This is a genomic window from Novibacillus thermophilus (assembly GCF_002005165.1).
Lineage (GTDB): Bacteria > Bacillota > Bacilli > Thermoactinomycetales > Novibacillaceae > Novibacillus > Novibacillus thermophilus.
Window position 1 is genome coordinate 1,749,882 of sequence record NZ_CP019699.1, and the last position, 22,449, is coordinate 1,772,330.

The 22,449-nt window shown below is 53.1% G+C and carries 22 protein-coding genes and 2 pseudogenes; 18 read left to right on the forward strand and 6 right to left on the reverse strand.

Going from position 1 to position 22,449, the window contains the following annotated elements; translation table 11 throughout:
- Positions 1-3 precede the first annotated feature (3 nt).
- Positions 4-827: pseudogene (locus B0W44_RS08725) on the forward strand (sulfite exporter TauE/SafE family protein).
- 56 nt (positions 828-883) lie between these two features.
- Positions 884-2,365 (forward strand): bifunctional metallophosphatase/5'-nucleotidase, encoded by a 1,482-nt coding sequence (locus B0W44_RS08730; RefSeq protein ID WP_077719725.1) that lies wholly within the window; start codon positions 884-886, stop codon positions 2,363-2,365.
- On the opposite strand, the gene B0W44_RS08735 is transcribed toward B0W44_RS08730, so the two are convergent.
- On the reverse strand, positions 2,327-2,800 hold the full coding sequence (locus tag B0W44_RS08735) for a QueT transporter family protein (RefSeq protein WP_077719726.1): 474 nt from the start codon (positions 2,798-2,800) through the stop codon (positions 2,327-2,329). The genes B0W44_RS08730 and B0W44_RS08735 overlap by 39 nt on opposite strands.
- Before the next feature lie 101 nt (positions 2,801-2,901).
- Here B0W44_RS08735 and B0W44_RS08740 point away from each other — a divergent pair, with 101 nt between their 5' ends.
- From B0W44_RS08740 to B0W44_RS17765, 14 genes and pseudogenes are all read left to right on the forward strand, one after another.
- Complete coding sequence (locus B0W44_RS08740; protein ID WP_077719727.1) at positions 2,902-3,156, forward strand: DUF6154 family protein; 255 nt, start codon at positions 2,902-2,904, stop codon at positions 3,154-3,156.
- A gap of 146 nt (positions 3,157-3,302) precedes the next feature.
- Entirely contained in the window at positions 3,303-3,620 is a 318-nt protein-coding gene (locus tag B0W44_RS08745) for a YunC family protein (protein ID WP_077719728.1), read from the forward strand.
- Between the two features lie 541 nt (positions 3,621-4,161).
- On the forward strand, positions 4,162-4,848 hold the full coding sequence (locus B0W44_RS08750; protein ID WP_169835502.1) for an SDR family oxidoreductase: 687 nt from the start codon (positions 4,162-4,164) through the stop codon (positions 4,846-4,848).
- A gap of 167 nt (positions 4,849-5,015) precedes the next feature.
- The gene (locus B0W44_RS08755; protein WP_077719730.1) at positions 5,016-5,579 is read left to right on the forward strand and encodes a DUF420 domain-containing protein; all 564 of its coding nucleotides are present in this window, start codon (positions 5,016-5,018) and stop codon (positions 5,577-5,579) included.
- A 133-nt stretch (positions 5,580-5,712) separates the two neighbouring features.
- A complete protein-coding gene (locus B0W44_RS08760; protein ID WP_077719731.1) occupies positions 5,713-6,816 on the forward strand; it encodes a hypothetical protein in 1,104 nt (367 codons plus the stop codon).
- Between the two features lie 60 nt (positions 6,817-6,876).
- Positions 6,877-7,164 (forward strand): hypothetical protein, encoded by a 288-nt coding sequence (locus B0W44_RS08765; RefSeq protein ID WP_077719732.1) that lies wholly within the window; start codon positions 6,877-6,879, stop codon positions 7,162-7,164.
- Positions 7,165-7,280: 116 nt separating this feature from the next.
- Positions 7,281-8,396 (forward strand): citrate synthase, encoded by a 1,116-nt coding sequence (gene mmgD, locus B0W44_RS08770; protein WP_077719733.1) that lies wholly within the window; start codon positions 7,281-7,283, stop codon positions 8,394-8,396.
- A gap of 273 nt (positions 8,397-8,669) precedes the next feature.
- Positions 8,670-10,118 (forward strand): bifunctional 2-methylcitrate dehydratase/aconitate hydratase, encoded by a 1,449-nt coding sequence (locus B0W44_RS08775; RefSeq protein WP_179947371.1) that lies wholly within the window; start codon positions 8,670-8,672, stop codon positions 10,116-10,118.
- 51 nt (positions 10,119-10,169) lie between these two features.
- A complete protein-coding gene (gene prpB, locus B0W44_RS08780; protein ID WP_077719735.1) occupies positions 10,170-11,084 on the forward strand; it encodes a methylisocitrate lyase in 915 nt (304 codons plus the stop codon).
- Between the two features lie 245 nt (positions 11,085-11,329).
- Positions 11,330-11,770, forward strand: a complete 441-nt coding sequence (locus B0W44_RS08785; protein WP_077719736.1) for a MarR family winged helix-turn-helix transcriptional regulator — start codon at positions 11,330-11,332, stop codon at positions 11,768-11,770.
- Positions 11,771-11,962: 192 nt separating this feature from the next.
- Positions 11,963-15,078 (forward strand): annotated as a pseudogene (locus B0W44_RS08790) (MMPL family transporter).
- A 143-nt stretch (positions 15,079-15,221) separates the two neighbouring features.
- Complete coding sequence (yunB, locus tag B0W44_RS08795; RefSeq protein ID WP_077719737.1) at positions 15,222-15,995, forward strand: sporulation protein YunB; 774 nt, start codon at positions 15,222-15,224, stop codon at positions 15,993-15,995.
- Positions 15,996-16,175: 180 nt separating this feature from the next.
- Positions 16,176-17,672 carry a sodium-dependent transporter gene (locus B0W44_RS08800; RefSeq protein WP_077719738.1) on the forward strand — a complete coding sequence of 499 codons (1,497 nt, stop codon included), beginning with the start codon at positions 16,176-16,178 and terminating at the stop codon, positions 17,670-17,672.
- The gene (locus tag B0W44_RS17765) at positions 17,669-17,803 is read left to right on the forward strand and encodes a MetS family NSS transporter small subunit (protein WP_149026969.1); all 135 of its coding nucleotides are present in this window, start codon (positions 17,669-17,671) and stop codon (positions 17,801-17,803) included. The genes B0W44_RS08800 and B0W44_RS17765 overlap by 4 nt, the downstream gene beginning before the upstream one ends.
- 47 nt (positions 17,804-17,850) lie before the next feature.
- Here the strand turns inward: B0W44_RS17765 and B0W44_RS08805 are convergent, their stop codons facing one another.
- Both B0W44_RS08805 and B0W44_RS08810 read right to left on the reverse strand, forming a co-directional pair.
- Positions 17,851-18,861, reverse strand: a complete 1,011-nt coding sequence (locus B0W44_RS08805; RefSeq protein WP_077719739.1) for a M23 family metallopeptidase — start codon at positions 18,859-18,861, stop codon at positions 17,851-17,853.
- 80 nt (positions 18,862-18,941) lie between these two features.
- Positions 18,942-19,424, reverse strand: coding sequence for a DUF4149 domain-containing protein (locus B0W44_RS08810; protein WP_077719740.1), 483 nt, complete (start codon positions 19,422-19,424; stop codon positions 18,942-18,944).
- A 165-nt stretch (positions 19,425-19,589) separates the two neighbouring features.
- On the opposite strand from B0W44_RS08810, the gene lipA reads away from it, so the two are divergent.
- Positions 19,590-20,474, forward strand: a complete 885-nt coding sequence (lipA, locus tag B0W44_RS08815) for a lipoyl synthase (protein ID WP_077719741.1) — start codon at positions 19,590-19,592, stop codon at positions 20,472-20,474.
- A 53-nt stretch (positions 20,475-20,527) separates the two neighbouring features.
- Here lipA and B0W44_RS08820 read toward each other — a convergent pair whose 3' ends face one another.
- A complete protein-coding gene (locus tag B0W44_RS08820; RefSeq protein ID WP_169835503.1) occupies positions 20,528-21,286 on the reverse strand; it encodes a YhcN/YlaJ family sporulation lipoprotein in 759 nt (252 codons plus the stop codon).
- A 150-nt stretch (positions 21,287-21,436) separates the two neighbouring features.
- On the opposite strand from B0W44_RS08820, the gene B0W44_RS08825 reads away from it, so the two are divergent.
- Positions 21,437-21,748, forward strand: a complete 312-nt coding sequence (locus B0W44_RS08825; protein ID WP_077719743.1) for a YutD family protein — start codon at positions 21,437-21,439, stop codon at positions 21,746-21,748.
- Here B0W44_RS08825 and B0W44_RS08830 read toward each other — a convergent pair.
- On the reverse strand, positions 21,745-22,029 hold the full coding sequence (locus tag B0W44_RS08830; RefSeq protein ID WP_077719744.1) for a hypothetical protein: 285 nt from the start codon (positions 22,027-22,029) through the stop codon (positions 21,745-21,747). The two genes, B0W44_RS08825 and B0W44_RS08830, sit on opposite strands and share 4 nt — an antisense overlap.
- A gap of 80 nt (positions 22,030-22,109) precedes the next feature.
- The gene (locus tag B0W44_RS08835) at positions 22,110-22,385 is read right to left on the reverse strand and encodes a DUF3055 domain-containing protein (protein WP_077719745.1); all 276 of its coding nucleotides are present in this window, start codon (positions 22,383-22,385) and stop codon (positions 22,110-22,112) included.
- Positions 22,386-22,449: the final 64 nt, after the last annotated feature.

Genomic DNA, 22,449 nt, shown 5'->3' on the forward strand with positions numbered 1-22,449 from the left:
GCGATGGAGTGGGATTGGGCATTACTGTTTGTGACCGGCCTGTTGGCAGGAGTGCTCGGCAGTGTCGCCGGACTGGGGGGCGGCATCGTCGTGGTGCCGGCACTGTTGTTTTTTTCTCAAAGATTCCCTTCTTTTACGCACATTACGCCGGCAGTGGCATCCGGCACAGCTCTCTTCATTGTCATGTTGACTGGGATGTCGTCGACGTTCTCTTACGCCAGACAGAGGCGGGTCGATTACAAAAGCGGCTTGCTCTTTGCACTCGGAAGCAGTCCGGGGCTTTGGCGGGAGCTCACTTCAGCCGGTATTTGAGTGCAGACGTTTTCTACATGTTGTTCGGTACCCTTGTCATCACCATGGCCCTGCTGTTGAGAAAGAGAGACGAGCGGGGGAATCGAGAGATCCAGTGGAAAGTTCGGCGGCAGTATACGGATGCGCACGGTGAGCGTTACGAGTACGGTTACAATCCGTTTCTCGCTATCTCCATTGCATTCGGAATTGGTGTTTTAGCCGGGCTTTTTGGTATTGGAGGCGGTTTGCTGTTCGTTCCGCTCATGTTGCTGCTATTTCGGTTTCCCCCCCATTTGGCGACGGCGACGTCCATGTTTGTCATCTTTCTCTCTTCGATTACGGGCAGCATGACGCACATTGTCTTGGGACACGTTGACTGGTGGGCAGTGGTTTGGCTCGCCCCTGGTGCGTGGATCGGCGCGATGATAGGGGCAATGGTGTCGCGCAAAATGAGCGGCCCGCTGTTAATCACGTTGTTACAAGTCATTTTTGCATGTCTGGGGCTGCGCATGATTTGGATCGGGTTGACGGGATAACTGTGTAGGGGTTTCATGAAAGATAGGCCGAAACAGAGTGGAGGAAGGCGTTCAAGTTGAGAAAGCGACACATACGCATACTGCACACGAACGACATCCACAGTCACTTGGATCGGACACCTCAAATCACGAGCGTGATCCAATCCATGCGCCAACAGTTCCAAAAGCGCGGAGATGTCGTCGTCACGGTCGATGTCGGGGACCATATGGATCGCAGGCGTGTCGAAACGGAAGGGACAAACGGCCAAGTGAACGTCGCGATCATGAATGAGACGGGGTACGATTACGTCACGTTGGGAAACAACGAAGGGTTGACGTTTCCGCACCACGTGTTAGAGAAGATGTACGACAAGGCTTCTTTTCAAGTGATTCTCAGTAACTGGCTCGATTTGCAGACGAAAAAAAGGCCGGAGTGGATGGTTCCCTGGGTTGTCAGAGAGTGGTTCGGATGTCGGGTCGCCTTTACGGCAGTGACGGCCCCGTTTAATGATTTTTACCGCTTGCTGGGTTGGGTAGTGACGGATCCAGTCGAAGTCCTGCAACGAGTCGTCTCTAAACTGCGATACGACAGCCGTGCCGACATTGTGGTCCTTTTGTCTCACTTAGGCCTTCAATACGATCGCGTACTCGCGGAAAAAGTACCGGGAATCGATGTGATCCTCGGCGGACACACCCACCATTTGTTGGAGACGGTCGTCCAACATCACGGCACGTTTTTGGCAGCGACGGGAAAATTCGGGGAGTATGTGGGCGAAGTTTCGTTGACAGTCGATGCGGAGACAGGGCGGTTGCTGGATGTCAGCGGAACATGTCATGCTGTCGAAGAAGCGGCGCCAGCGGAAAACATTGTGCAACTGCTGAAAGATTACAGCCAACAGGCGGATCGTCAGTTAGCACAGGCCGTCATTCGGCTGAAAAAAGATTTGCCCCTTGACTGGCGTGGCGAATCTCCTTTTGGGAACCTGTTGGCCGACAGTCTGCTCAATAAAGTGGAGGCGGATGTAGCGGTCGTCAATACCGGGCAGCTGTTGGAAGGGTTGTCGTCTGGCGTTGTGACGCGTAAAGACTTACATCGCATTTGCCCGTCGCCGATCAACCCGTGCCGCATCCTGTTAAGGGGCAAACATTTGCGTCGGGCGCTGGAAGAGTCGTTACTCGATGAATTTCAGGAGCTTCCGATACAAGGTTTCGGGTTTCGCGGCAAACAGTTGGGGAACTTGGCCGTTGCCGGCATGCATGTCGTCTACCGACCAGACGCGCCGCCGTACGAGAAGATCGTCGACATCCGCATTGGGGACCATTCTGTTGAAGACCGTAAACGTTACCGTGTGAGTACGATTGATATGTTTACATTCGGCATCGGGTACGCGTCGTTGAAAGAAGGGGACGACGTTGAATTTTTTCTCCCCGATTTTTTGCGCGATTTATTGGCCAAGCAGCTACAGCGTGCCGAACATATTGAAGCCGCCTTTCGCAAACGGTGGTACCGTTTAGACGAATTAGCGGAACGGAAAGCCGTCTCGGCCAAATCGACGTAGCAAAAAGTGTAGCAACGGGAGGCCCAGACCGTAGCAAATGACGAGCTGTCCCAGCCCGACATAAGCGATGGCAGGGAGCAGTCCCACTTCTTCTGGAGCAGCTAGTCCCCAAATCGACCCAATGATGACGGCGTTCACGATGACCGGCGGCAGAGGAGCCAACCACTTGTTTGGCATTTTGTACGTTAAATAAGCAGCCAACAGGGACGCTAGGCTGCCAAACACGACGTCGACAACCCCGAGCAGGCTCCACCAATTGGAGAGAAAAGCACCGATAAACAACCCGGGAATGGCGAGTGGCGTCAGGTAGGGGAGAATCGTCATCACTTCCGAAACGCGGAACTGAATGAAACCGTAGGAAATGGGAGCGAACGCGATCGTCATGACGACGTAAACAGCAGCGATGGCCGCAGTTATTGCTATCTTTCGAGCCATGTGCATCACCCTCTGAGTAAGCGTATGATGTCAACATGTCCTATCTTAACACGTAGAGGCGAGAATCGAAAATTTACTTGTTGAACGGAAGGGGTCGCACCATGCGCTTTGTGGACGATTTATACGCCTTGTACAAAGATCGGCTCACCGGGGACGAAAACGAAGCAATCGCCCTCGTCTTCGACATATTGAGCGAGCAGAAAAAGGAAGACTTAATCAAGCTGATTCATCAGATGAGTGAAGACGAAATCAAACAGATGCTCAGCTTGTACATGGTCGAACTCTTGAAGGCACGGATGGAAAAAGACGGTTTATTGGAACAACGTGATCACACGCAAAACACGCCATACCACTAAGTGCTGTATAGGACCGTAAGGCAACACCGTACACACGGGTGTTCGCGCTAATACTTAAATTATACAGGTTTCTGTGAGAGAGGCACTGGTGCACGTTTCCAAACATATGCTGTACTAAACATCTGACAGAGCTGGAGGGAAGATGGATGGTACAGCTGAAACCGATGAAGTTCGACAATGAATTAGTCATGGGCATAGAGGTCCAACTGCCGAAAACGAATTTGCTGATTGTTGCAACTGATATCGGGTACATTATGTGTGGTGCACTCGATATCGACTTGTTGAACACGCGGTTAGCAGATCGCGACATTGTGGCCGGCCGGGCGGTCGGTGTGAAAACAATGGAAGAACTCTTGGAAGCCCCATTAGAGTCCGTGACTCATTCGGCAGAAAAGCACGGCATCCAGCCCGGCATGACAGGACGACAAGCTGTGCAGAAAATGTTAGACAGAGCTACCGCCTGACGCGGTAGTTTTTTTTGAGTGGGGCCCCTTCGAACGTCGGGCCGGCAAAGAAAAGAGCGGATGGTCGCGTTCAGCTACGAGTTGGGAAAAAGGCCTTGGGCAGGTCTCACGACGACATTTGGAAAATGTTCATCCTGAAACGGAAGACAGGACTGAAAAGCCAGGGCGACCACGGGTGCGGAAACATACGGAATACGGTTGAATGTTGCCCGGTAGCGTAGTGATTTACTCCGTTATGGCCGGCGAATCCAAGAGCCGTCGACGTGAATGGCGTGAGGCGATGGCATCTTAGCCGAACTTAACGACAAATGAGAAGACCAAGTCGTTGTCGACGTCAACGGGAATTTCCCATGCGTCTGGTTGTTCGCGTATTGTATAATGGAGAAGAAGCCATCAAAATGCCCATTATCATTTCCACTACCTTTGTGGATACTAGAGAGACACTGGGGACGGTTGGCGCTTTTCCCGGGAAATAACGGGTTTGGTGTCGAATAAATAGAAGAGACATTTGTCGACAACCTCTTGAGAGGAAGTGAATAGAGTGAAGTTGCGCAACAAGCGCGTGTTAATTAGCGGCGGCAGTAAAGGTGTCGGTGTGTACATAGCGAAAGCCTTTAGTAGCGCTGGTGCGAAGGTAGCTCTTCTGGCCCGCAGTGAATCCAAAATGCACAATGTTTCGTCCAGCCTTCCACACGAGTCTCTCGTGTGTCCAGCGGATCTCTCGAAACCTGCCACACTCAAAAAGGCTGTCCAGCGAGTCGCACACGCGTGGGGCGGGATTGATGTCCTTGTGAACAATGCCGTTTACTACTGCGAACAAGACTTCCTGGAGGTGACGCAAGAAGAGTGGGATGAACGGGTCAGTGTCAGTTTGCGCGGCCCCTATTTTTTGACGCAGGCGGTGATCCCGCACATGTTGGCGCAAGGAGGTGGAGATGTCATCTCCATAGGAGCGGCTGTCGTGCAAAAACCGGTGGCGAAAGGACACTTGACGGAATACGCGGCGTCAAAAGGCGGTCTCACCGGTTTTGTGCGCGCTTTGCGGGATGCTTACGAACCGAAGGGCATCCGTTTTTCTCTCGTGAATCCGGGCTGGATTTATAAAGGTGAGGAAACAGAACGCCATGCAAAACAAGTCCACGCCGAGGAGGTGGCGCGAACCGTACTGTTTTTGGCTTCCCTTTCTCCCGGCCACGTCATAAGAGAAATCACGTTAGAGACGCCGTGACGATATGGACATGAGAAGTTTTGGCGTGTCATCCCTTCGAATGCTACGTCCAGGTTTTCACCAAATATTCACGAAAAAGCTTGCGCCTTCGGTTGCTCTCCCGGTATAACTTCACTATGCTTTATACTAAAAGGGACAATTATCATCGTTTAGGGGAGATCAACGGGATGGCAGGGAAACGACAATCCGACTATACACACCACTCCGTGAAACAGAGAAACTACAGACCGCTCATCTGGATGACCACTTTAGCCGTATATGTTCTCGTGGCAGTGCTGTCCGGTCTGCCTGCCTACGAGGGTGACGTCGGCTTCGATATTAACGTATTACCGCTGGCAAACGCCATTTTAAACAGCTTGACGTTCTTGTTTTTAATCGGTGCCCTTTTAGCGGTCAAGCGGCAGAACATTTCCTTGCATCGCCGATTGATTTATGCCGCCTTTACGACGACGACTTTCTTCATGTTGTCGTACGTGACGTATCACTATTTGGCAGAATCAACGCCGTACGGCGGAGAAGGGCCGTTGAAATATGTGTACTACTTTATTCTCATCACCCATATTGTGTTAGCTGCTGTGATCGTCCCCTTGGCTCTCACGACATTAGGGCGAGGGCTCAACATGGAAGTGGAGCAGCACCGGAAAATTGCCCGCTGGACGATGCCAATCTGGCTGTACGTCAGCCTGACAGGTGTTCTCGTGTATGTTTTGATCTCACCTTATTACGGATAGATGGGCGCAACGTGACGTGCTGACGCGCTTAAGAACTTTAAGCGCGTCTTTTTTTGGACGCTTATTCCTTTACAGAATAATTGGCACGTCAGCGATCATAATACAAGCATCACGTCATTGCGGAGTGGCCACGATGAAACAAGCAGTCGCTATCGCTTTTCTCATTTGTTCGCTCTGTTACTCAAATCCAGTGTTCGGCGCACATTCACAGCAGGAGGAAGTGACGATTTCCGTCCAATCGTCCCCAAGCGCGTCGTATGTGACGTCTGTTACGATCCAATCACGCCCGTTCGTCAAAGGAATCGCCGACGCCCGACAGTCGGATGGGAAAGGTGTCGGGACCTGGGCGGCGGACGTGACGTTAACGCTAAAACGGGGTGACCACACGCTTTCATGGATCGTCGACGAAGACGGCACTCTCCTGGACCTTGAGAAGCAAAAAAGGTTACACCCCTCTCCTCCCGTGCAACGCAAACTGCAGGTCATCGCCGACCAACTGCGGATCAAACATTACGGGGACTTAACGGCTTGGCCAGAGGTGGACACAGTACTGCCGAAAAAAGCGCGCTTTCAGATTATCGACTTGGAGACAGGTTTGACGTTTCGAGTCCAGAGAAGGGCAGGGGACCAACACGCCGACGTGCAGCCCCTTACGCGGGAAGACACCAAAACGTTTAAAAAAATTTACAACGGGAAGTGGAGCTGGAATCGGCGGGCAGTTCTGGTAAAAACAGACGACCGTGTCATCGCGGCTTCCATGAACGGCATGCCCCACGGGAGAGGGTCGCTCAGAAATGGATTTCCGGGGCATTTTTGTGTTCACTTTTATGGCAGTACGACACACAGATCGCAACACGTTGATCTGCTCCACCATTTGATGATTTACAAGGCGGCGGGGAGGTTGGACGACTATTTTCGACAATTGTCTCCGTTCGACCTGATCGACGTTTTCATCGCGACATTCAACCTGCACGATCGGCATACGCTAAATATGACACTAGCCGAATTCGGAAGAAGCCACAACCGAGTGGTGGACACGTTAGACGGCATCGTCTCCATCACCAGACATGCGCCATTCGCACAAGGCCATGTCTCCGCTCAGTTTGCTGCGGACATTCCGGTGACGGTCCGCCTCTACCGCCCGGGCGGTGATGAAAGGGCCGTCTTCCGCTTTCTCGTCACCCGCGATGTGTTGGAACAGCGCTGGGAGATTAGCGACGTTCAGCGAGATCAATAGCCGATGTCTCTCCCTGATACAATATGGGATCAATTGTGATAACATAGAAAGGGGGATCTTATGGATAAGCGCAAGGAAAAAAATCTGTTGGAGCGCATGATGAATCCTTTGTACCTTCCGCTGTACACAGCTGTTCCTGTTGCCGTGGTGCGACTTGTCCACACGCACTACTACGGCCCACTCCACACGGTAGATTTTGTGACGTTCTTGTTGGCCCTTTTAGCTCTCTTTGCCACAGGGGTCCTCGGGGTAACGGCCCATGAGAAAGGCTGGAAACTGTTTGGCGGGTTGTATTTGTTTTGTGGCGTTGCCTTTTCGGTTTGTGGGATTGGGCTGATTGAACGGTAGGAGACGGTGTCCGACAGCATTTATACCCCATTGTGGTGAGCATTGGAACCGTTTGCTTTTGTAAGCATTGCGCAGTTTGGCGTACGGCAACTACATTAGATGAGGAGAGGTTGTCAATGGAAGGGAAACCACCATTTCGCCCGGGGTTGGAAGGGATCGTTGCGGCTGAAACGACCATTTCTTACCTTGATGTGGAGGCGGAGGAAATCGTTGTCCGCGGGTACGACTTAATTGAGTTGGCGAGAAAGAAAAGTTATCTCGACGTCGTCGCGCTGCTTTTAGACGGGCGTCTCCCGACGCCGGAAAGGAGACTGGCACTTCAAGCGCAGCTTCGCGAAGACAGCGACCTACCGGAAAACGTCGTATCGATCTTGAAACGGTTGCCGCCAGAAACACACGCGATGGACGCGTTGCGCACGGGAATTTCCGCCCTCGCCGGCCATGATCCTGATCTGGAAGACCGCACGGCTGAAGGCAACCGTCGTAAGGCCGTGCGCCTTTTGGCGAAAATCCCGACCATCGTCGCCAACAGTTTCCGTTTGAAAAAGGGAGAGACACCCGTTTCCCCGCGCCGGGACTTGTCGTACAGCGCCAATTTCCTGTACATGCTTACCGGTCAAGAGCCGAGTGAAGGAGAAGTGAAGGCGTTTGACCAGTCGTTAATCGTCTACAGTGAACACGAGATGCCGAATTCGACCTTTGCCGCGCGCGTCATTGCGTCGACCCAGTCAGACTTGTACGGTGCGGTCACGGGGGCGGTCGCTTCGCTGAAGGGAACGTTGCACGGTGGAGCGAACGAAGCGGTGATGTACATGCTGTTAGAAGCGGGGTCGAAAGACAACTTGGAGCGGATCATGTTGGATAAATTGGCGCGAAAAGAACGGATCATGGGCTTTGGACATCGCGTGTACATGAAAAAAATGGACCCGCGGGCGTTGCTGATGAAGGAAGCGTTGGCCGAACTCGCCGAAGAAAAAGGTGAACGGATGCTGTACGAGATGTGCGAGACCGGGGAACAGGTGATGCAGCGGGAGAAAGGGCTGTTTCCGAACCTTGATTATTACGCTGCTCCCGTCTACTATTTACTCGGGATTCCCATCGAAGTGTACACGCCGATTTTCCTCGCCGCACGGACGGCGGGACTGGGAGCTCACGTCATCGAACAGCATGCGAATAACCGCCTGTTCAGGCCGCGCGTTCGCTATCTGGGGCCGCGCGGTCTGACCCCTTGAATGGTCAAGGCAGCGCTTCGGTCCCGTCATCCTGAACGCAACGCTGTTTTGTCCCCGGCCTGTGATCTGATTTAGAGGGAACCGCTTTACCTACATCCATCTGCGCTGACCGGCAATTTCCCAGCGAACAGCAGGACGTGGGGTGTCGTGCTACGCCGCTCTGCTGGGTCAGCAATGGCAGGAAATATTCTCTTGGGTCGCGACATGAATCAATCGCCATCAATGTGGCAGTGTGTCATTTCAGGATCAGCTACAAAACGTGTTAAAGGAGAGATGAACAACATGGTCAAAGGGACCGTGAACCGCCCAGAACCAGACGATCTCCTCGTCACGATCGCGGACTACGCCGTGGATGCCGTCATTGACAGTGACGAGGCGTACGATACAGCCAGGTATGACCTGATGGATACACTCGCTTCCGGTTTCCTCGCCCTGCGCTACCCGGAGTGCACCAAACATCTCGGACCGATCGTGCCGGGAACGGTCGTGCCGAACGGGGCCCGCGTACCTGGAACGTCATTCGAGTTGGACCCGGTCCACGCCGCTTTCAACATCGGTTGTCTCATTCGCTGGCTCGATTACAACGACACGTGGCTGGCAGCCGAGTGGGGGCACCCTTCGGACAACCTCGGCGGCATTCTGGCCACTGCCGACTATTTAAGCCGCCAGCGGGTTTCCCTGGGAAAAGAACCGCTCACAGTGCGCGATGTGTTGACGGCGATGATTAAAGCGCACGAAATTCAAGGGGTATTGGCGCTGGACAACAGTTTAAACCGGGTCGGGATCGACCATGTGCTGTTCGTGAAAGTGGCGTCAACGGCTGTTGTCACGGCCATGTTGGGCGGAACGAAGGAAGAGGTCGTCAACGCCCTGTCCAACGCGTGGATCGACAATGCCAGTTTGCGGACGTATCGACACTTCCCGAACACCGGCTCGCGAAAGTCGTGGGCGGCGGGAGACGCGACGAGCCGCGCCGTGCGTTTAGCCCTCATGGCGGTAAAGGGGGAAATGGGGTACCCGACGGCGTTATCAGCTGAAACGTGGGGATTTCAGGACGTGTTGTTTAACGGGAAACCGCTGACGTTGGCCCGTCCCCTCGCCTCTTACGTCATGGAGAACGTGCTGTTCAAAATCTCGTTCCCGGCTGAATTCCACGGACAGACGGCTGTGGAGTGTGCGATCCAGTTACACGATGACGTGAAGGACCGCCTCGACGAGATTGAGAAAATCACCCTGACGACTCACGAATCGGCCATTCGCATCATTGACAAGAAGGGACCGCTCCACAATCCGGCCGACCGGGACCACTGTTTGCAGTACATGGTCGCCATCGGCCTCATTTACGGCGAATTGACGGCGGATCACTACGAAGACGAAACTGCACAAGATCCGCGCATTGACCGTTTGCGGGAGAAAATGGTGGTCATGGAAGACAAACAGTACAGCGCCGATTACCTCGATCCGGATAAACGCTCCATCGCTAACGCTGTACAGGTGCACTTTAGAGATGGAACTGCGACGGAGAAAGTGGCCATAGAATATCCCCTCGGCCACCGGGCCCGGCGGAAGGAAGCGATTCCCAAACTGGTCGAGAAGTTTGAGAACAGTCTGGCCACGCGCTTTCCGGAAAAACAGTCAAAAGCCATTCTCGATTTGTTTTTGGACCGGGAGAAGCTGGAAAAAACGCCCGTTCATGAGATGATGGAGCTGATGGTGATTTAAGGCTTGTTGTATATCCGCTACGTGTGAATTTACGTCAGGAGGGATCGTCATTTGTCTTGGCTAGTTGAAAAGGAACGCTCGCAACAAGACTTAGCTGAGCAGTTTCGCCGCTTCATGACGGCTCCGGACATTTTGAAATTACCCGGCGCCCACGACGGGATGGCGGCGAGAATCGCAAAACGTGTCGGATTTGAGGCGCTGTACCTTTCCGGGGCGGCGTATACGGCCAGTCGCGGTTTGCCCGATCTCGGCATCGTGCATTCAGAGGAGGTGGCCCAACGGGCGCGGGACATCGTTCGGGCGACGGATCTTCCCCTATTAGTCGATGTTGACACCGGCTTCGGCGGCATTTTAAATGTGGCCCGTACGGCAAAAGAAATGGTGGAGGCGAAAGTCGCCGCCATCCAGATCGAGGACCAGGAACTGCCGAAAAAGTGCGGCCACTTAAGCGGCAAAAAGCTCGTCACCGTCGACGAAATGGTACAAAAAATCCGCATGGTAAAAGAAGTTGCGCCGACCTTGATCGTCGTGGCGCGAACAGACGCAAAAGGAGTGGATGGCATTGAAGCGGCCATTGAGCGGGCCAAGCAGTACGCCGCTGCCGGGGCGGACGCCATATTTCCCGAGGCTTTGACGGATGAAGCAGAGTTCCGGCAAGTGGGGGAAGCCGTCCACGTACCGCTGTTGGCGAATATGACGGAATTTGGGAAAACGCCTTACTACACCGCCGAACAGTTCGCCGAGTGGGGGTACAGCATGGTCATTTACCCCGTCACGTCATTGCGCGTCGCGGCAAAAGCGTACGAGCGGGTGTTCTCGCAAATTGCGGAGAAAGGGACCCAAGCAGGTTCCCTCGACGATATGCAGACGCGTGAAGAACTGTACGAAACGATTCGCTACTTTGATTACGAAGAGCTGGACGGCAAAATCGCCAAATCGGTTTTGCCGAAGATCGGGGAAGAGTAGACGCGCTCAAGCCGCTGGGGTGCGGCACAGGCGAAAAGATAAAAAATGATAGTGAGCACCGAGTGACAGGGCACTGGAGGTCCAGGAAAGTGGCCACTGTTCATTCCGCTAACCGGGTGTACCCCGGGTTTTTTTGTGTTGACAGCAGGGCGATTGCCCCGATATAGTTATGATGTTGAATTGTTCAACTGTTGAACTACTTGGCGAATATGGCGTTCAGCATGTAAGTTTTACGGAGTGAGGGTATGGACAAGAGAGAGTTGCAAGATTTGATCGACCGCTTCGACGAGTTTGCGTTTACAGTTGCGAGAAAAATTGTCGCCGTCACGAAAGAACAGATTGGCGGCGGTTTGACGTCTGATCAGCATTTGACGATGCGCTACATCAAAAAATACGGCCCGTGTACGTCATCCCAGTTGGCAGACGTGTTTTATGTGAACAAAAGTGCCATCACGGCGATTATCAACCGCCTCAGCGACAAAGGGTATATTGAGCGCGTTCCGGACACGCGAGACCGGCGCGTCATTCATTTACAACTGACAGATCGGGGACGGGAAGTGGTGACTGAAGGAGAAGAAAGGGTGAGGAAGATCGTTGGCCTGTACTTAAGTCGATTAGAAGAAAATGAGATCGCCACCTTCCTCCGCACGTTCGAAAAACTGGCGAACATCGTCAAACACAGTTAACCGGAACATCGACATTGTCGGAGGAGGAGAGGGAACGGTAGCTGAAGGGGCGAACGCCGACATTGCAAGTTGTGTCGACCATCAAGGATGACCTAAAGCTAAGGCAAACAGCATACGACGAGGATGAACGCAGGCGAATGCGTTGCCGATGTCAGGATGAACCGAGTCGCAAGGGAGTGGAGAAAAGGCGAAATGCGCTTCGTGTTGAAAAATAGATGGGTGTTGATGGCGGTATGGGTTGTAGGGATTGTACTACTCGTGTGGACGGCGCCGAATTTGGGAGAACTGGTGCGGGAAAAAGGCCAGATCAGCGTGCCGGACGGGTACCCTTCCACTGTGGCCGAGGACATTCTCGCTGAAGCAGATCCGGACGGAAAAGGGTCGGCGTCACAGGTCGCCCTCGTCTTTCACGACCCAGACGGACTCGATGATGCGGAGATGGCTGCCATCGAAAAAGCAGTCGAACAACTGGAAGAGAACAAGGAATCACTCGGGATTGACTCCGTCACGACACACTTCGATGAAAAAGAGTTGGAGGACCAGCTTGTCTCCAAAGACGGGAAGACGGTGTTAACCGCACTGGATGTGACGGTGGGGGACCGCGACCCGCAAGAAGTGCGCGAGTCCCTATCCGCGGAAATGGAAGGCACACCCGTTGCCCACTACTTGACGAGCAGTTGGATGATTGCAGAAGATGTGGTCAAAAGTTCAGAAGAGGGGCTGAAACGGACGGAAGCGATCACAGTCGTCTTTATTTTGCTCGTGTTAATTGTCGTATTCCGGTCGCTGATTGCGCCGTTTATTCCACTGGTGGCCGTCGGCGTGAGCTACATCACGTCCCAGTCGATCGTCGCCTTTCTCGTCGAATGGGTCAACTTTCCCCTGTCGACGTTTACTCAAATCTTTTTAGTTGCCGTGCTGTTCGGAATCGGTACTGACTACTGCATCCTGTTGTTGAGCCGCTTTAAAGAGGAGCTCGCGCACCAGGAAGAGTTGTTTCCGGCCATTGCTGAGACGTACCGCACGGCGGGAAAAACGGTTTTCTACAGCGGGCTGGCTGTGCTGGCCGGGTTTGCGGCCATCGGTTTGTCTACGTTTAACTTGTACCAGTCGGCATCTGCTGTGGCGATCGGTGTCGCCGTTTTGCTGCTGGCTCTGATGACGGTCGTCCCGTTCTTCATGGCGGTGCTCGGGAAAAGGCTGTTCTGGCCGTCGAGGAAAGCGATCGAGCACAGAGACAGCAAGCTGTGGGATCGGGCCGGTCAGTTTTCCCTGGCCCGCCCCTGGTCACCTTGCTGATCGTGGCCGCTATTGTCATCCCGTTTATCGTCACGTACGACGGAGACTTGTCGTACAATTCGTTGGACGAGATCGGTGACGGTTACGATTCTGTCAAGGCGTTCAACATCATTGCTGACAGCTTTGGACCTGGAGAGTCCCTTCCGGCGAAAGTCGTCATCCAAAACGGCGAACGGCTCGATTCGTCTGACGGTTTGGCTGCCATTGAGCAAGTGAGCCGAGAAGTAGAGAAAATCGACGGCGTCAAAAGTGTCCGCAGCGCGACCCGCCCCGTCGGAGACGAACTGGAAGAGTTACAGGTGGCCAACCAGGCCGATACTTTGGGTGAAGGGCTCGGCGAAGGAAACAGAGGACTGGGGCAAATACGGGACGGACTGCAAGAAGCGAGCACGTCCCTGTCCCATTCTGCCCCTGAGATCCAGCAGGCGGCGGACGGGGTCGGCGAACTCATTGCGGCGACAGACGAGTTGAAGTCCGGCGTCTCTCAGTTGGGAGAGGGGCTTGAACAGCTTGAACGAGGACTGCGCGACGGTTCGATGGGGGCCGGCGAACTGAAAAAGGGCTTGCAGCAAGCGAAAGACAGTGCGCAACAGTTGGCTGACGGCAGCCGGGAACTGCTGGACGGGTACCGCACTGCCGAAAAAGGGTTGGAGGGCATTTTGGAACAATACCGGGAGATTGAAGAACAACTCCCCCTCATGTCGGCTTCTCTGAACGGGGTTATTCAAAACCTGGAACGTCTTGCCGCGCGTTACCCTGAGCTACAAGGAGAGGGGGACTTTTTATCTGCTCTCGGAACGGTGAAAGGGTTGCAACAGGGCATCGGTGAACTGGAGGGCGGCATCAAAGAACTGAATGACCATCTGTCTCAAGTGCGAGGGGGATTGAAAGAAGCGAACGCCGCCTTATCACAAGTGTCCGGCGGCCAACGGGCGTTGAGCGGAGGATTGGACGAACTCGTCCAGGGCATTGCCGAACTGCAGGCAGGCATTGAACAGGCTGCCGACGGGCAGCGGGAGATTAACAGGGAACTTCCCGCCATGTCGTCTGGACTGGAGCAGATGATCGGCGGGCAGCGGGAATTGCAAGCCGGTTTTGAGGAGTTGGACAGCCAACTGGCGGCACTGACGAGGGGACTCGATCAAAGTGCCGAGGGGTTAAACGACATTTCCGACGGGCTGAGGTCAGCTCAAGCGTACTTGGGTGATTTGTCGAACACAGCCGAGAGCGATCTCTCTGGCTGGTTTATCCCCGATGACGTTCTGGAAAACGATGAATTCCAACAAGTGTTTGACGTGTACATGTCACCGGACCGCAAAGTGACGACCCTCGATGTCGTCTTGAACGCAAACCCGTACTCGACCCAGGCGATGGATAAGGTTAACGAGATTGAGGAGGCGGTCCAACGGGCGACACGCGGGACGGAACTGGAAAATGCGACGGTCGCCGTGAGCGGTGTGTCCAGCATGAACAACGATTTGAGCGCCATTTCAGATCAGGACTACACGCGCACCGCCGTCTTAATGCTGCTCAGTATCGCCGTCATCCTCATCGTGCTGCTGCGCTCGGTCGTCATGCCCGTTTACTTGATCGCGTCCCTCATGCTCACGTACTACACGGCAATGGGCATAGCAGAATTCGTGTTTGTGGACCTCATCGGTTACCCGGGCTTAAGTTGGGCGGTGCCGTTTTTCGGCTTCGTCATTTTAATCGCCCTCGGTGTCGACTACAGCATCTTTCTCATGCACCGTTTCAACGAGTACAAAGATTGGGACGTGCGGGAAGGGATACGCATGGCGATGCGCAAAATGGGCACGGTCATTATTTCCGCCGTCATTATTTTGGGGGGCACGTTTGCCGCCATGTTGCCGTCAGGGGTGTTGTCCATTCTCCAAATCGCCACCGTGACGATATCGGGACTCATGCTTTACGCCTGTCTCGTGTTGCCGCTGTTCGTTCCAGTCATGGTGCGGACGTTCGGGAAAGCCAACTGGTGGCCGTTCGGCTGAAGTCCACAGCAATAGAAGGGCGACAGATAACGGAGTGTGGAACAGCTTTTACCTTTGTGTGATGTCGAAAGTGCTCCCAATGTGAATTGCTTGGAAAAAGGACGGGCGTGGGCGCATACCTTTGCATTAGGGGGGATAAGCCCATGCCACGTCTTGTTTTGCGACGAAGGCGTTTGCTTCCCAGGTGGAAGCGGCGTTTCATCTTTTGGACGGCCCTGTCTTTTGCCGTCGTGTTCACGGCGTACGTCGCGTTAGTGATCGTAGAACGGAATGTCGAGCCTGTCTTAAGGACACTGGTTGAGACGCGTGTCAAACAAGTCGCGGCCGAAGCTGTCCGCGAAGCGTTAAGGGAACAGCTTGTGTCTCGGCAGGCGTTTGAAGACGTCATCCGCTTTGTCAAAGACCGTGAGGGAAACGTTCAAAGCGTCGTCATCGACCAGTCCAAACAGATGCAGCTGCACGAAGAGGCCCTTTCGCAAATACAAGCCTATTTGACCGATCATCTGTACCACTACATGCAGGAACAAGGTCTCGACAAAGTGAACATCACCCTCGGACAGATGTTCAATAGCCGCTTGTTTGCTGACAGAGGGCCGAGCATTCCCGTGAGCATCATTCCAAAAGGAGCCGTGAACATCGAGGTGGAACCGTCGATTGAGTCAGCGGGAATTAACAATGTTCTCGTCAAGCTGATGATGCACATTCGGCTGGATGTGAATGTCATTGTCCCTTTTCCGTCCGACACAGTGAGCGTCAACACGCGCTACCCTTTGGCGACGGCAGTCGTCATCGGCGATACGCCGCAATGGTACTGGAACACGACGGGTCACGTGACGGATCAGCCCGTCATCCCGGGGATCACACCGGAAGGGACACGGGGCGAGCCTTCGGTGCCAATAGAGGGTAACGAGAGGTAATGGTATGCTGTGTGGTAGACTTTTATAAGCAGAATGATATAATTGTTTTAAATAAATGGAAAAGATAGAAATACTTCCAAAATAAACTATTTGTGAAAAGGAGGGTGTTTTGTTAAGATAGTAGCGGTTCGATACGAATTTTCCGTTTAAAACAGATTACAAGGGAGGAGAGAAGATAAGATGGAGAAAAGGGAGCAGTGGGGTTCGCGTGTCGGTTTTATTCTCGCTGCCGCCGGATCGGCTGTCGGACTGGGAAACATTTGGCGTTATCCATACATTGCATACGATAACGGCGGGGGCGCCTTTTTAATTCCGTATTTGTTTGCACTGTTCACCGCCGGGATCCCCATTTTGCTTTTGGAGTACGCCATCGGGCAAAAGATGCGCGGCTCAGCGCCTTTGTCCTTTCGACGTTTGAACGAGAAGTGGGAGTGGCTCGGATGGTGGCAGGCTGGCATCAGCTTCTTTATTGTGACGTATTACATGGTGATCATCGGCTGGTCCCTCAGCTTTACGTATTTCTCTTTCGGAAGACAGTGGGGTGAAGATACGGAAGCGTTTATGCTCGGGGATTACCTCGGAGTGGCGAATTTAACAGAGGGCAGCTGGTTCGGCGGATTACAGTGGAACGTCTTTGTCCCGGTCGTCATCATGTGGGCGATCACGTTCTACATCCTGTACCGCGGTGTCAGACGCGGGATCGAAACCGCAACGAAAATTTTGATGCCCATTCTCGTCATCGTCATGATCATTATCACCATTCGCGGGATCACCCTGCCGGGGGCGAGCGCCGGGTTGAACGCTTTGCTGGAGCCCGATTGGACGGCGATGGCCAATCCCCAAGTCTGGGTAGCCGCCTACGGTCAGATTTTCTTTTCCCTCAGCATTGCTTTTGCGATCATGATTACGTATTCCAGTTATTTACCGAAAAAGACCGATTTGGCGAATAACGGGTTTATCGTTGCCTTTGCCAACAGCGGATTCGAGTTTTTGGCGGCCCTCGCTGTATTTGGAACAATCGGCTACTTGGCGATGGTCAGCGGGGTCGGCGTCGACGAGGCAGTCAACAGCGGGATCGTCCTCGCGTTCATCGTCTTCCCGCAAATTATAAACACCTTGCCGGGAATGAATGACTTGTTCGGCTTCTTATTCTTTGGGGCGTTAACGTTAGCGGGTCTCACATCTGCTATCTCCATCGCCGAAGTGTGCATTTCCGCCGTCCGAGAAAAGTTCAACTTGACGCGTGACCGGGCTGTCATTTGGGTGTGCGGCATCGGTTTTCTCGTCAGCATGATTTACGTGACGTCCGGAGGTTTGAACTTCCTCGACATCGTCGATTACGCCGTGAACCAGTTCGGCATCGTCTTTGCCGGGTTAGTGGAGGTCATTCTGCTCAGCTGGTTTTACAAACTGACCACGTTTCGAGATCACATCAACGAACTGTCCGATCTGAGAATCGGCGGTTGGTGGGACGTCTGTCTGAAGTACGTGACGCCGATCGTCCTTATTGTCATGGGCGGCATGAATGTGTACAACGAAATTGTGGAAGGTCCGTACGGCGGATATCCTTTTGGACAAGTGGCCATTGCTGGGTACGCCGTGGCCATCGGCGTCATCATCGTAGGGTTTATCTTCCAAAATATGAAATGGCGAAGTGAGGGGGCGATGGATACATGAGTGTGAGCGCCTGGGTCATGTTTGTGATCGGAGCTCTGCTGTTGTGGGGTGGGCTCGCCGCGTCCATTTACAATGCGGTAAAAGCCCGTAACAAGACGGATAGGAGTCAAGATTTTGCTGACCCGTCCTAGAAGGAAAAAACCCTCCCGTACACTTCGGCGGGAGGGTTTTGAAACTTCTAAGAATGCTGTTCCTGTGCCCTCTTTCGTGTCTCCCGTTCCCACTTCCGCAAGTACGGGTACGGGTCAAAGGACCACTGGGTGTGCCCGTTGAATTTGTACATCCCGTAGTGCAAATGGGGCGGGAACTTTCCAGCTGTGCCCGGAGGCCCGTAGCCGGAGTTCCCGACATATCCCAGTAGATCACCCGGTTTTACGATCATTCCTGTGTGCAGGTCTTCATGAAAACGGCCTAAATGTGCGTAATAATGGTAGTTGTTGTGTACATCCCTGATCCCGACGCGCCAACCGCCAAATTTATTCCAGCCCTTCACTTCGACAAAACCGTAACTCGTGCTGTACACCGGTACGCCGTGGCCGGCAAAAATATCGGTTCCTTCGTGAATGCGGCGGCCGCCCCAGCCTCGTTTCGCTCCCCACGTGCTGCGATACGTGTAATTGTGGTGGAGCGACACCGGAAAGTGGTGCTCGTCTAGATCCATCGTATTCAATGTTGCGTAGATCTTTGCGATGTGGCTAATGACATCGACGGCGACGGGATGTTGATACAGATGCCAAACGCCGATGCGCAAGCTGGTCCAGTCCGAACCATATCCCTGCAAATAACGGACAACTGCGACTAAGGCGTCTTCCGCGTCGTCGGCATCTGCTCGTCCGTCACCGTTCCCGTCTTGCCCCATGCCGTTAAACAGTCTAATGGACACCGGGTTCGTGTCTGTCGGATCCGGATTTAACGGTCCCGACCACTTCTCAGTCGGAATGCGGATGGCAATGAGATCTTCCGCATCGGCATCCGGAAGATCGTTTCGAGCATTGCGGACGTTTCGTTCATACTGATCGACAGCGGCTAGGAAATACCACGGGATGCCGCTTAACGCCTCCATGTGTCGAAAAAGTTGCTCCCGTTGCGTAACAGTGTTGGCTTCCTCAGATTCCGTGGCCGTTGCTGGAGGCTGCCATACGGTCGCGGTGAAAATCAGCATCAACCACACGGTGATTACGCGGCGCATTGGCACTCACCCGATTCTAAGACGTATCAACGTTTAGTGTAAACAGGTGGGGAGCCCTTAGTATGCCATTTATTGTTATTTTAAAATCGCAAGGAGTAACCCCTCGTCCGAGTGGGACTCCCAGGCAAGAGGCGGACGTCCATGGAGATGAACAGCAAGGAGAGCAAGCCAAAAAACAAATTGAGCAGGCTGATGCCTTGTGTGTAGTTGTACAGACGTACCTGTTCGGCGCCGCTCTCTAACGCTTGCATTTGCGGCAACAGTCCATAACTTCCGAAGATCGTCAAAGACAGCATGATGAAAAGCAAGGCACTCACCCATTTAAGCAGGCGTTTCGGGCGTTCGGCACGGAAGGTGCGCACGAGCGAAATGAGGAGCGTAACGAAGCCGAGAATGAGGCCCAATTGGAAGGAAATCGGTAACAACACATTCGCCGTTTGGTAGAACTGTTCTTCAGAGAAATGGGCTCTGAGCGCCGGAGCCAGTACGAGCGTGATAAATCCGATTGAACCTATCCAAAGGGACAGGGCAGTTAAGAACAGCCAGTTTATAACTGCACGCATGTCAGCGCCTCCCTCGATGGACACATCATTTTTTTACCATTGTAACACGAATAGACCGTTTGCGACTACAGAAGGACACACGGGTCTCTGCTGTTGCAATGGCGTCGAATTTATGTTTTCATTCTAATATACATTGAAGCACGATGGATAAGGATGTGAACAACGGTGACAACTATCGATCAGCGAAAGCCGGAGTGGTTGAAAATAAATCTGAAGACCAATCAAAACTTTAAAGAAATCAAGCAGATGATGCGGAACAAAACACTACATACTGTCTGCGAAGAAGCGCGCTGTCCGAACATTTACGAATGCTGGGCGAACCGGACAGCCACCTTTATGATTTTAGGAGATGTGTGTACTCGGGCATGCCGGTTTTGTGCGGTGAAAACGGGACTTCCGACTGAACTGGACTGGGCAGAGCCGAAACGGGTGGCAGAAGCTGTGGAACAAATGGGATTGCGACACGCCGTTGTCACGTCCGTGGCGCGAGATGATTTGCGGGACGGGGGCGCGTCGATATTTGCCGCGACGATAAAAGCCATACGTCAGCGCAATCCGTTGACGAGCGTTGAAGTGTTAATTCCGGATTTTCAGGGAAAAACCGAAGCACTCCAAATCGTGATGGACGCAAGGCCAGACATTTTGAATCACAACATCGAAACGGTGGCGCGGTTGTCCGACAGGGTACGCTCGAAGGCAAAGTACCACCGTACTTTGGAACTTCTGGCTCGCGCCAAGGAGATGCAGCCTGAGATTCCCACGAAATCAAGTATTATGATCGGACTGGGAGAAACGTGGGACGAGATTTTGCACACAATGGATGACTTACGTGCCCACCATGTTGACATTTTAACGATTGGACAGTACTTACAACCGACCCGGAAACATTTAAAAGTGGAAAAGTATTACACGCCCAATGAGTTTGCCGAATTGAAAGAAGAAGGCATGAAACGCGGTTTCCGTCACGTCGAATCAGGTCCGCTCGTGCGCAGTTCTTACCACGCGCACGAACAGGTTAAAGCGGCACAAACACACAAGCAAGCACAATAAACTAGTACAGTAAAAGAAACAGCCATGGGGATATCTCCATGGCTGTTTGTCAGTTATCGGTTGTTTCCGCCCGTACGCATGCGTCCGCCCGTTCCGGCATCGTCAAACTCGCTAATGCCGTTGTCGATGCCGTTACCGTTTCTGTTGTTTGCGTTGGGACGGGGCGGTGTGTCATCTCCCATTTCACGTAACATGTCACTAATTTGATCGCGATAGTCTGCGGCATTTCCGTTATTCGTCAAGCGATCTCCGATTTGTGTCATCCGCTGGCGCATGTCTTCATCGTCGGTGACATGCACTTTGTAGTAGCGGGGAACAACGGACAATGCAGACCTGCGAACTTTGTCAACGGTTTTGGCTTCTAGCGCCTTGCCTTCTCCATCATCGACACCGATAAACACATGATCGTCTGTGACGAGCACAAGGGCGTCGTTTATATCCGGAAATGCCGTCACGAGAGAACCGATCTGATGCGCCAGTGCGTCACGGTCGACGTAAAACTCCGGACGTTGTGTCCCTCTCCCATCGTCATTCCCGCCGTCAGCAGGATTGTAGCGCACAAATCCGATTTCGTTTTGGTTGCGAACGGCACGGGTCGGGTCGTTTCGGGGACCAGGCGCATCGTTGTCTATCGTTCCGTTTCGACTGCTGATGAACCGGTTCCCGTAGTAGTTGCCGTTCCCGTCTTCTTGGTACAGCGCATTGTTCTGTCTGTTGTTTACGTCGTCGGGACGTTCGGCCGGTGTACAGGCTGTGGAGATCAGTGTAAACACAACCAGCCCGATGATGGAGAGTGACCATGTTGACCTCACTGGGTACCACCTCCTGTGAGCTATAGTACCCTGGCACGGACAGGTCAACCCCTGACAAAAAACGCGCCCTTTGCCAGATGCTAGCAGCATCCGACACCTTTTGATACAATATACCTAGACCGATGTGTTGTTAAGTAAGGATGGGTAGTGATGATTCGCGTACAACAAAACGTCTACGAATTAGTCACCGACTACAAGAACGCTTGGAATCAGGAAATATTCCGCGAGCGGTACTGCGAAGTACTGGGGAAGTACGATTATATCGTGGGAGACTGGGGATACGGACAGTTGAGGCTAAAAGGGTTTTTTTCAGACAAAAACCCGAAGGCCAAACGACATTCACGCATCTCCCAGCTGGAGGAGTACGTGTACGAGTACTGTAACTTCGGGTGTGCTTACTTTGTCCTGCGAAAAGTTTCCGATCGAAAAGGGAAAAAGACGGCCCATAACCTCAAGGGTTAGTACTCGGATTCGTCCTCTGTCACTTCTTCCCGCCGGTTGGGGTCGTCGTGGGTAGGATGGGCGAACGCATCTCGTCGCTTCAATCCGGCGTGGAACTCCCGGTCTTCGTACGTAAACCGCGGAGCGGCGTGTTGTGAAGCAGTATAAGGCGTTTCCTTCCCGAGCACGTCTTCGTTTGTGGCGGCGCCGTACGGCCCTTCAGGGAATTCTTCGGGAATCATGTCATTGCGCTGCGATTCGACAGTGGCGGTGTCCGTGTACGGTGTGTTCTTATTTTTCATGATGGTGAACCTCCCTCTCGTTTAATGCGGCGAACACTTATCGGTAGGGTTCCGCACAGGAGGGAGGTTTTATGCGTTCTTTACAGTATGACTTCGTGCAGAAAATCTTTCAGCTCCCGGGCTTCTTCTTCGGACAGCCGGTACGCGTGCTCTAAATACCCTGGTGCTTCCAGGTCATCCGCACCGATCACTGCAAATCGATTGGACTGAATGTCCAACACTAACTTTTTTCCGTAAAAGCGTTCAGTTCCGACTATGGCCAAGTCGAACCGGTTCGTTTCTCCGACAAAGCTGACGAAGCGTATTTGCGTGTCTTCGGTCTCATCGTATAAAAAGTACTGGTCTTCTTCTGACATGTCGCATTTCCCCTTCGCATCACTTTCCATTCATTATACATGATTGAGAAAAGGTGCAGAGGGG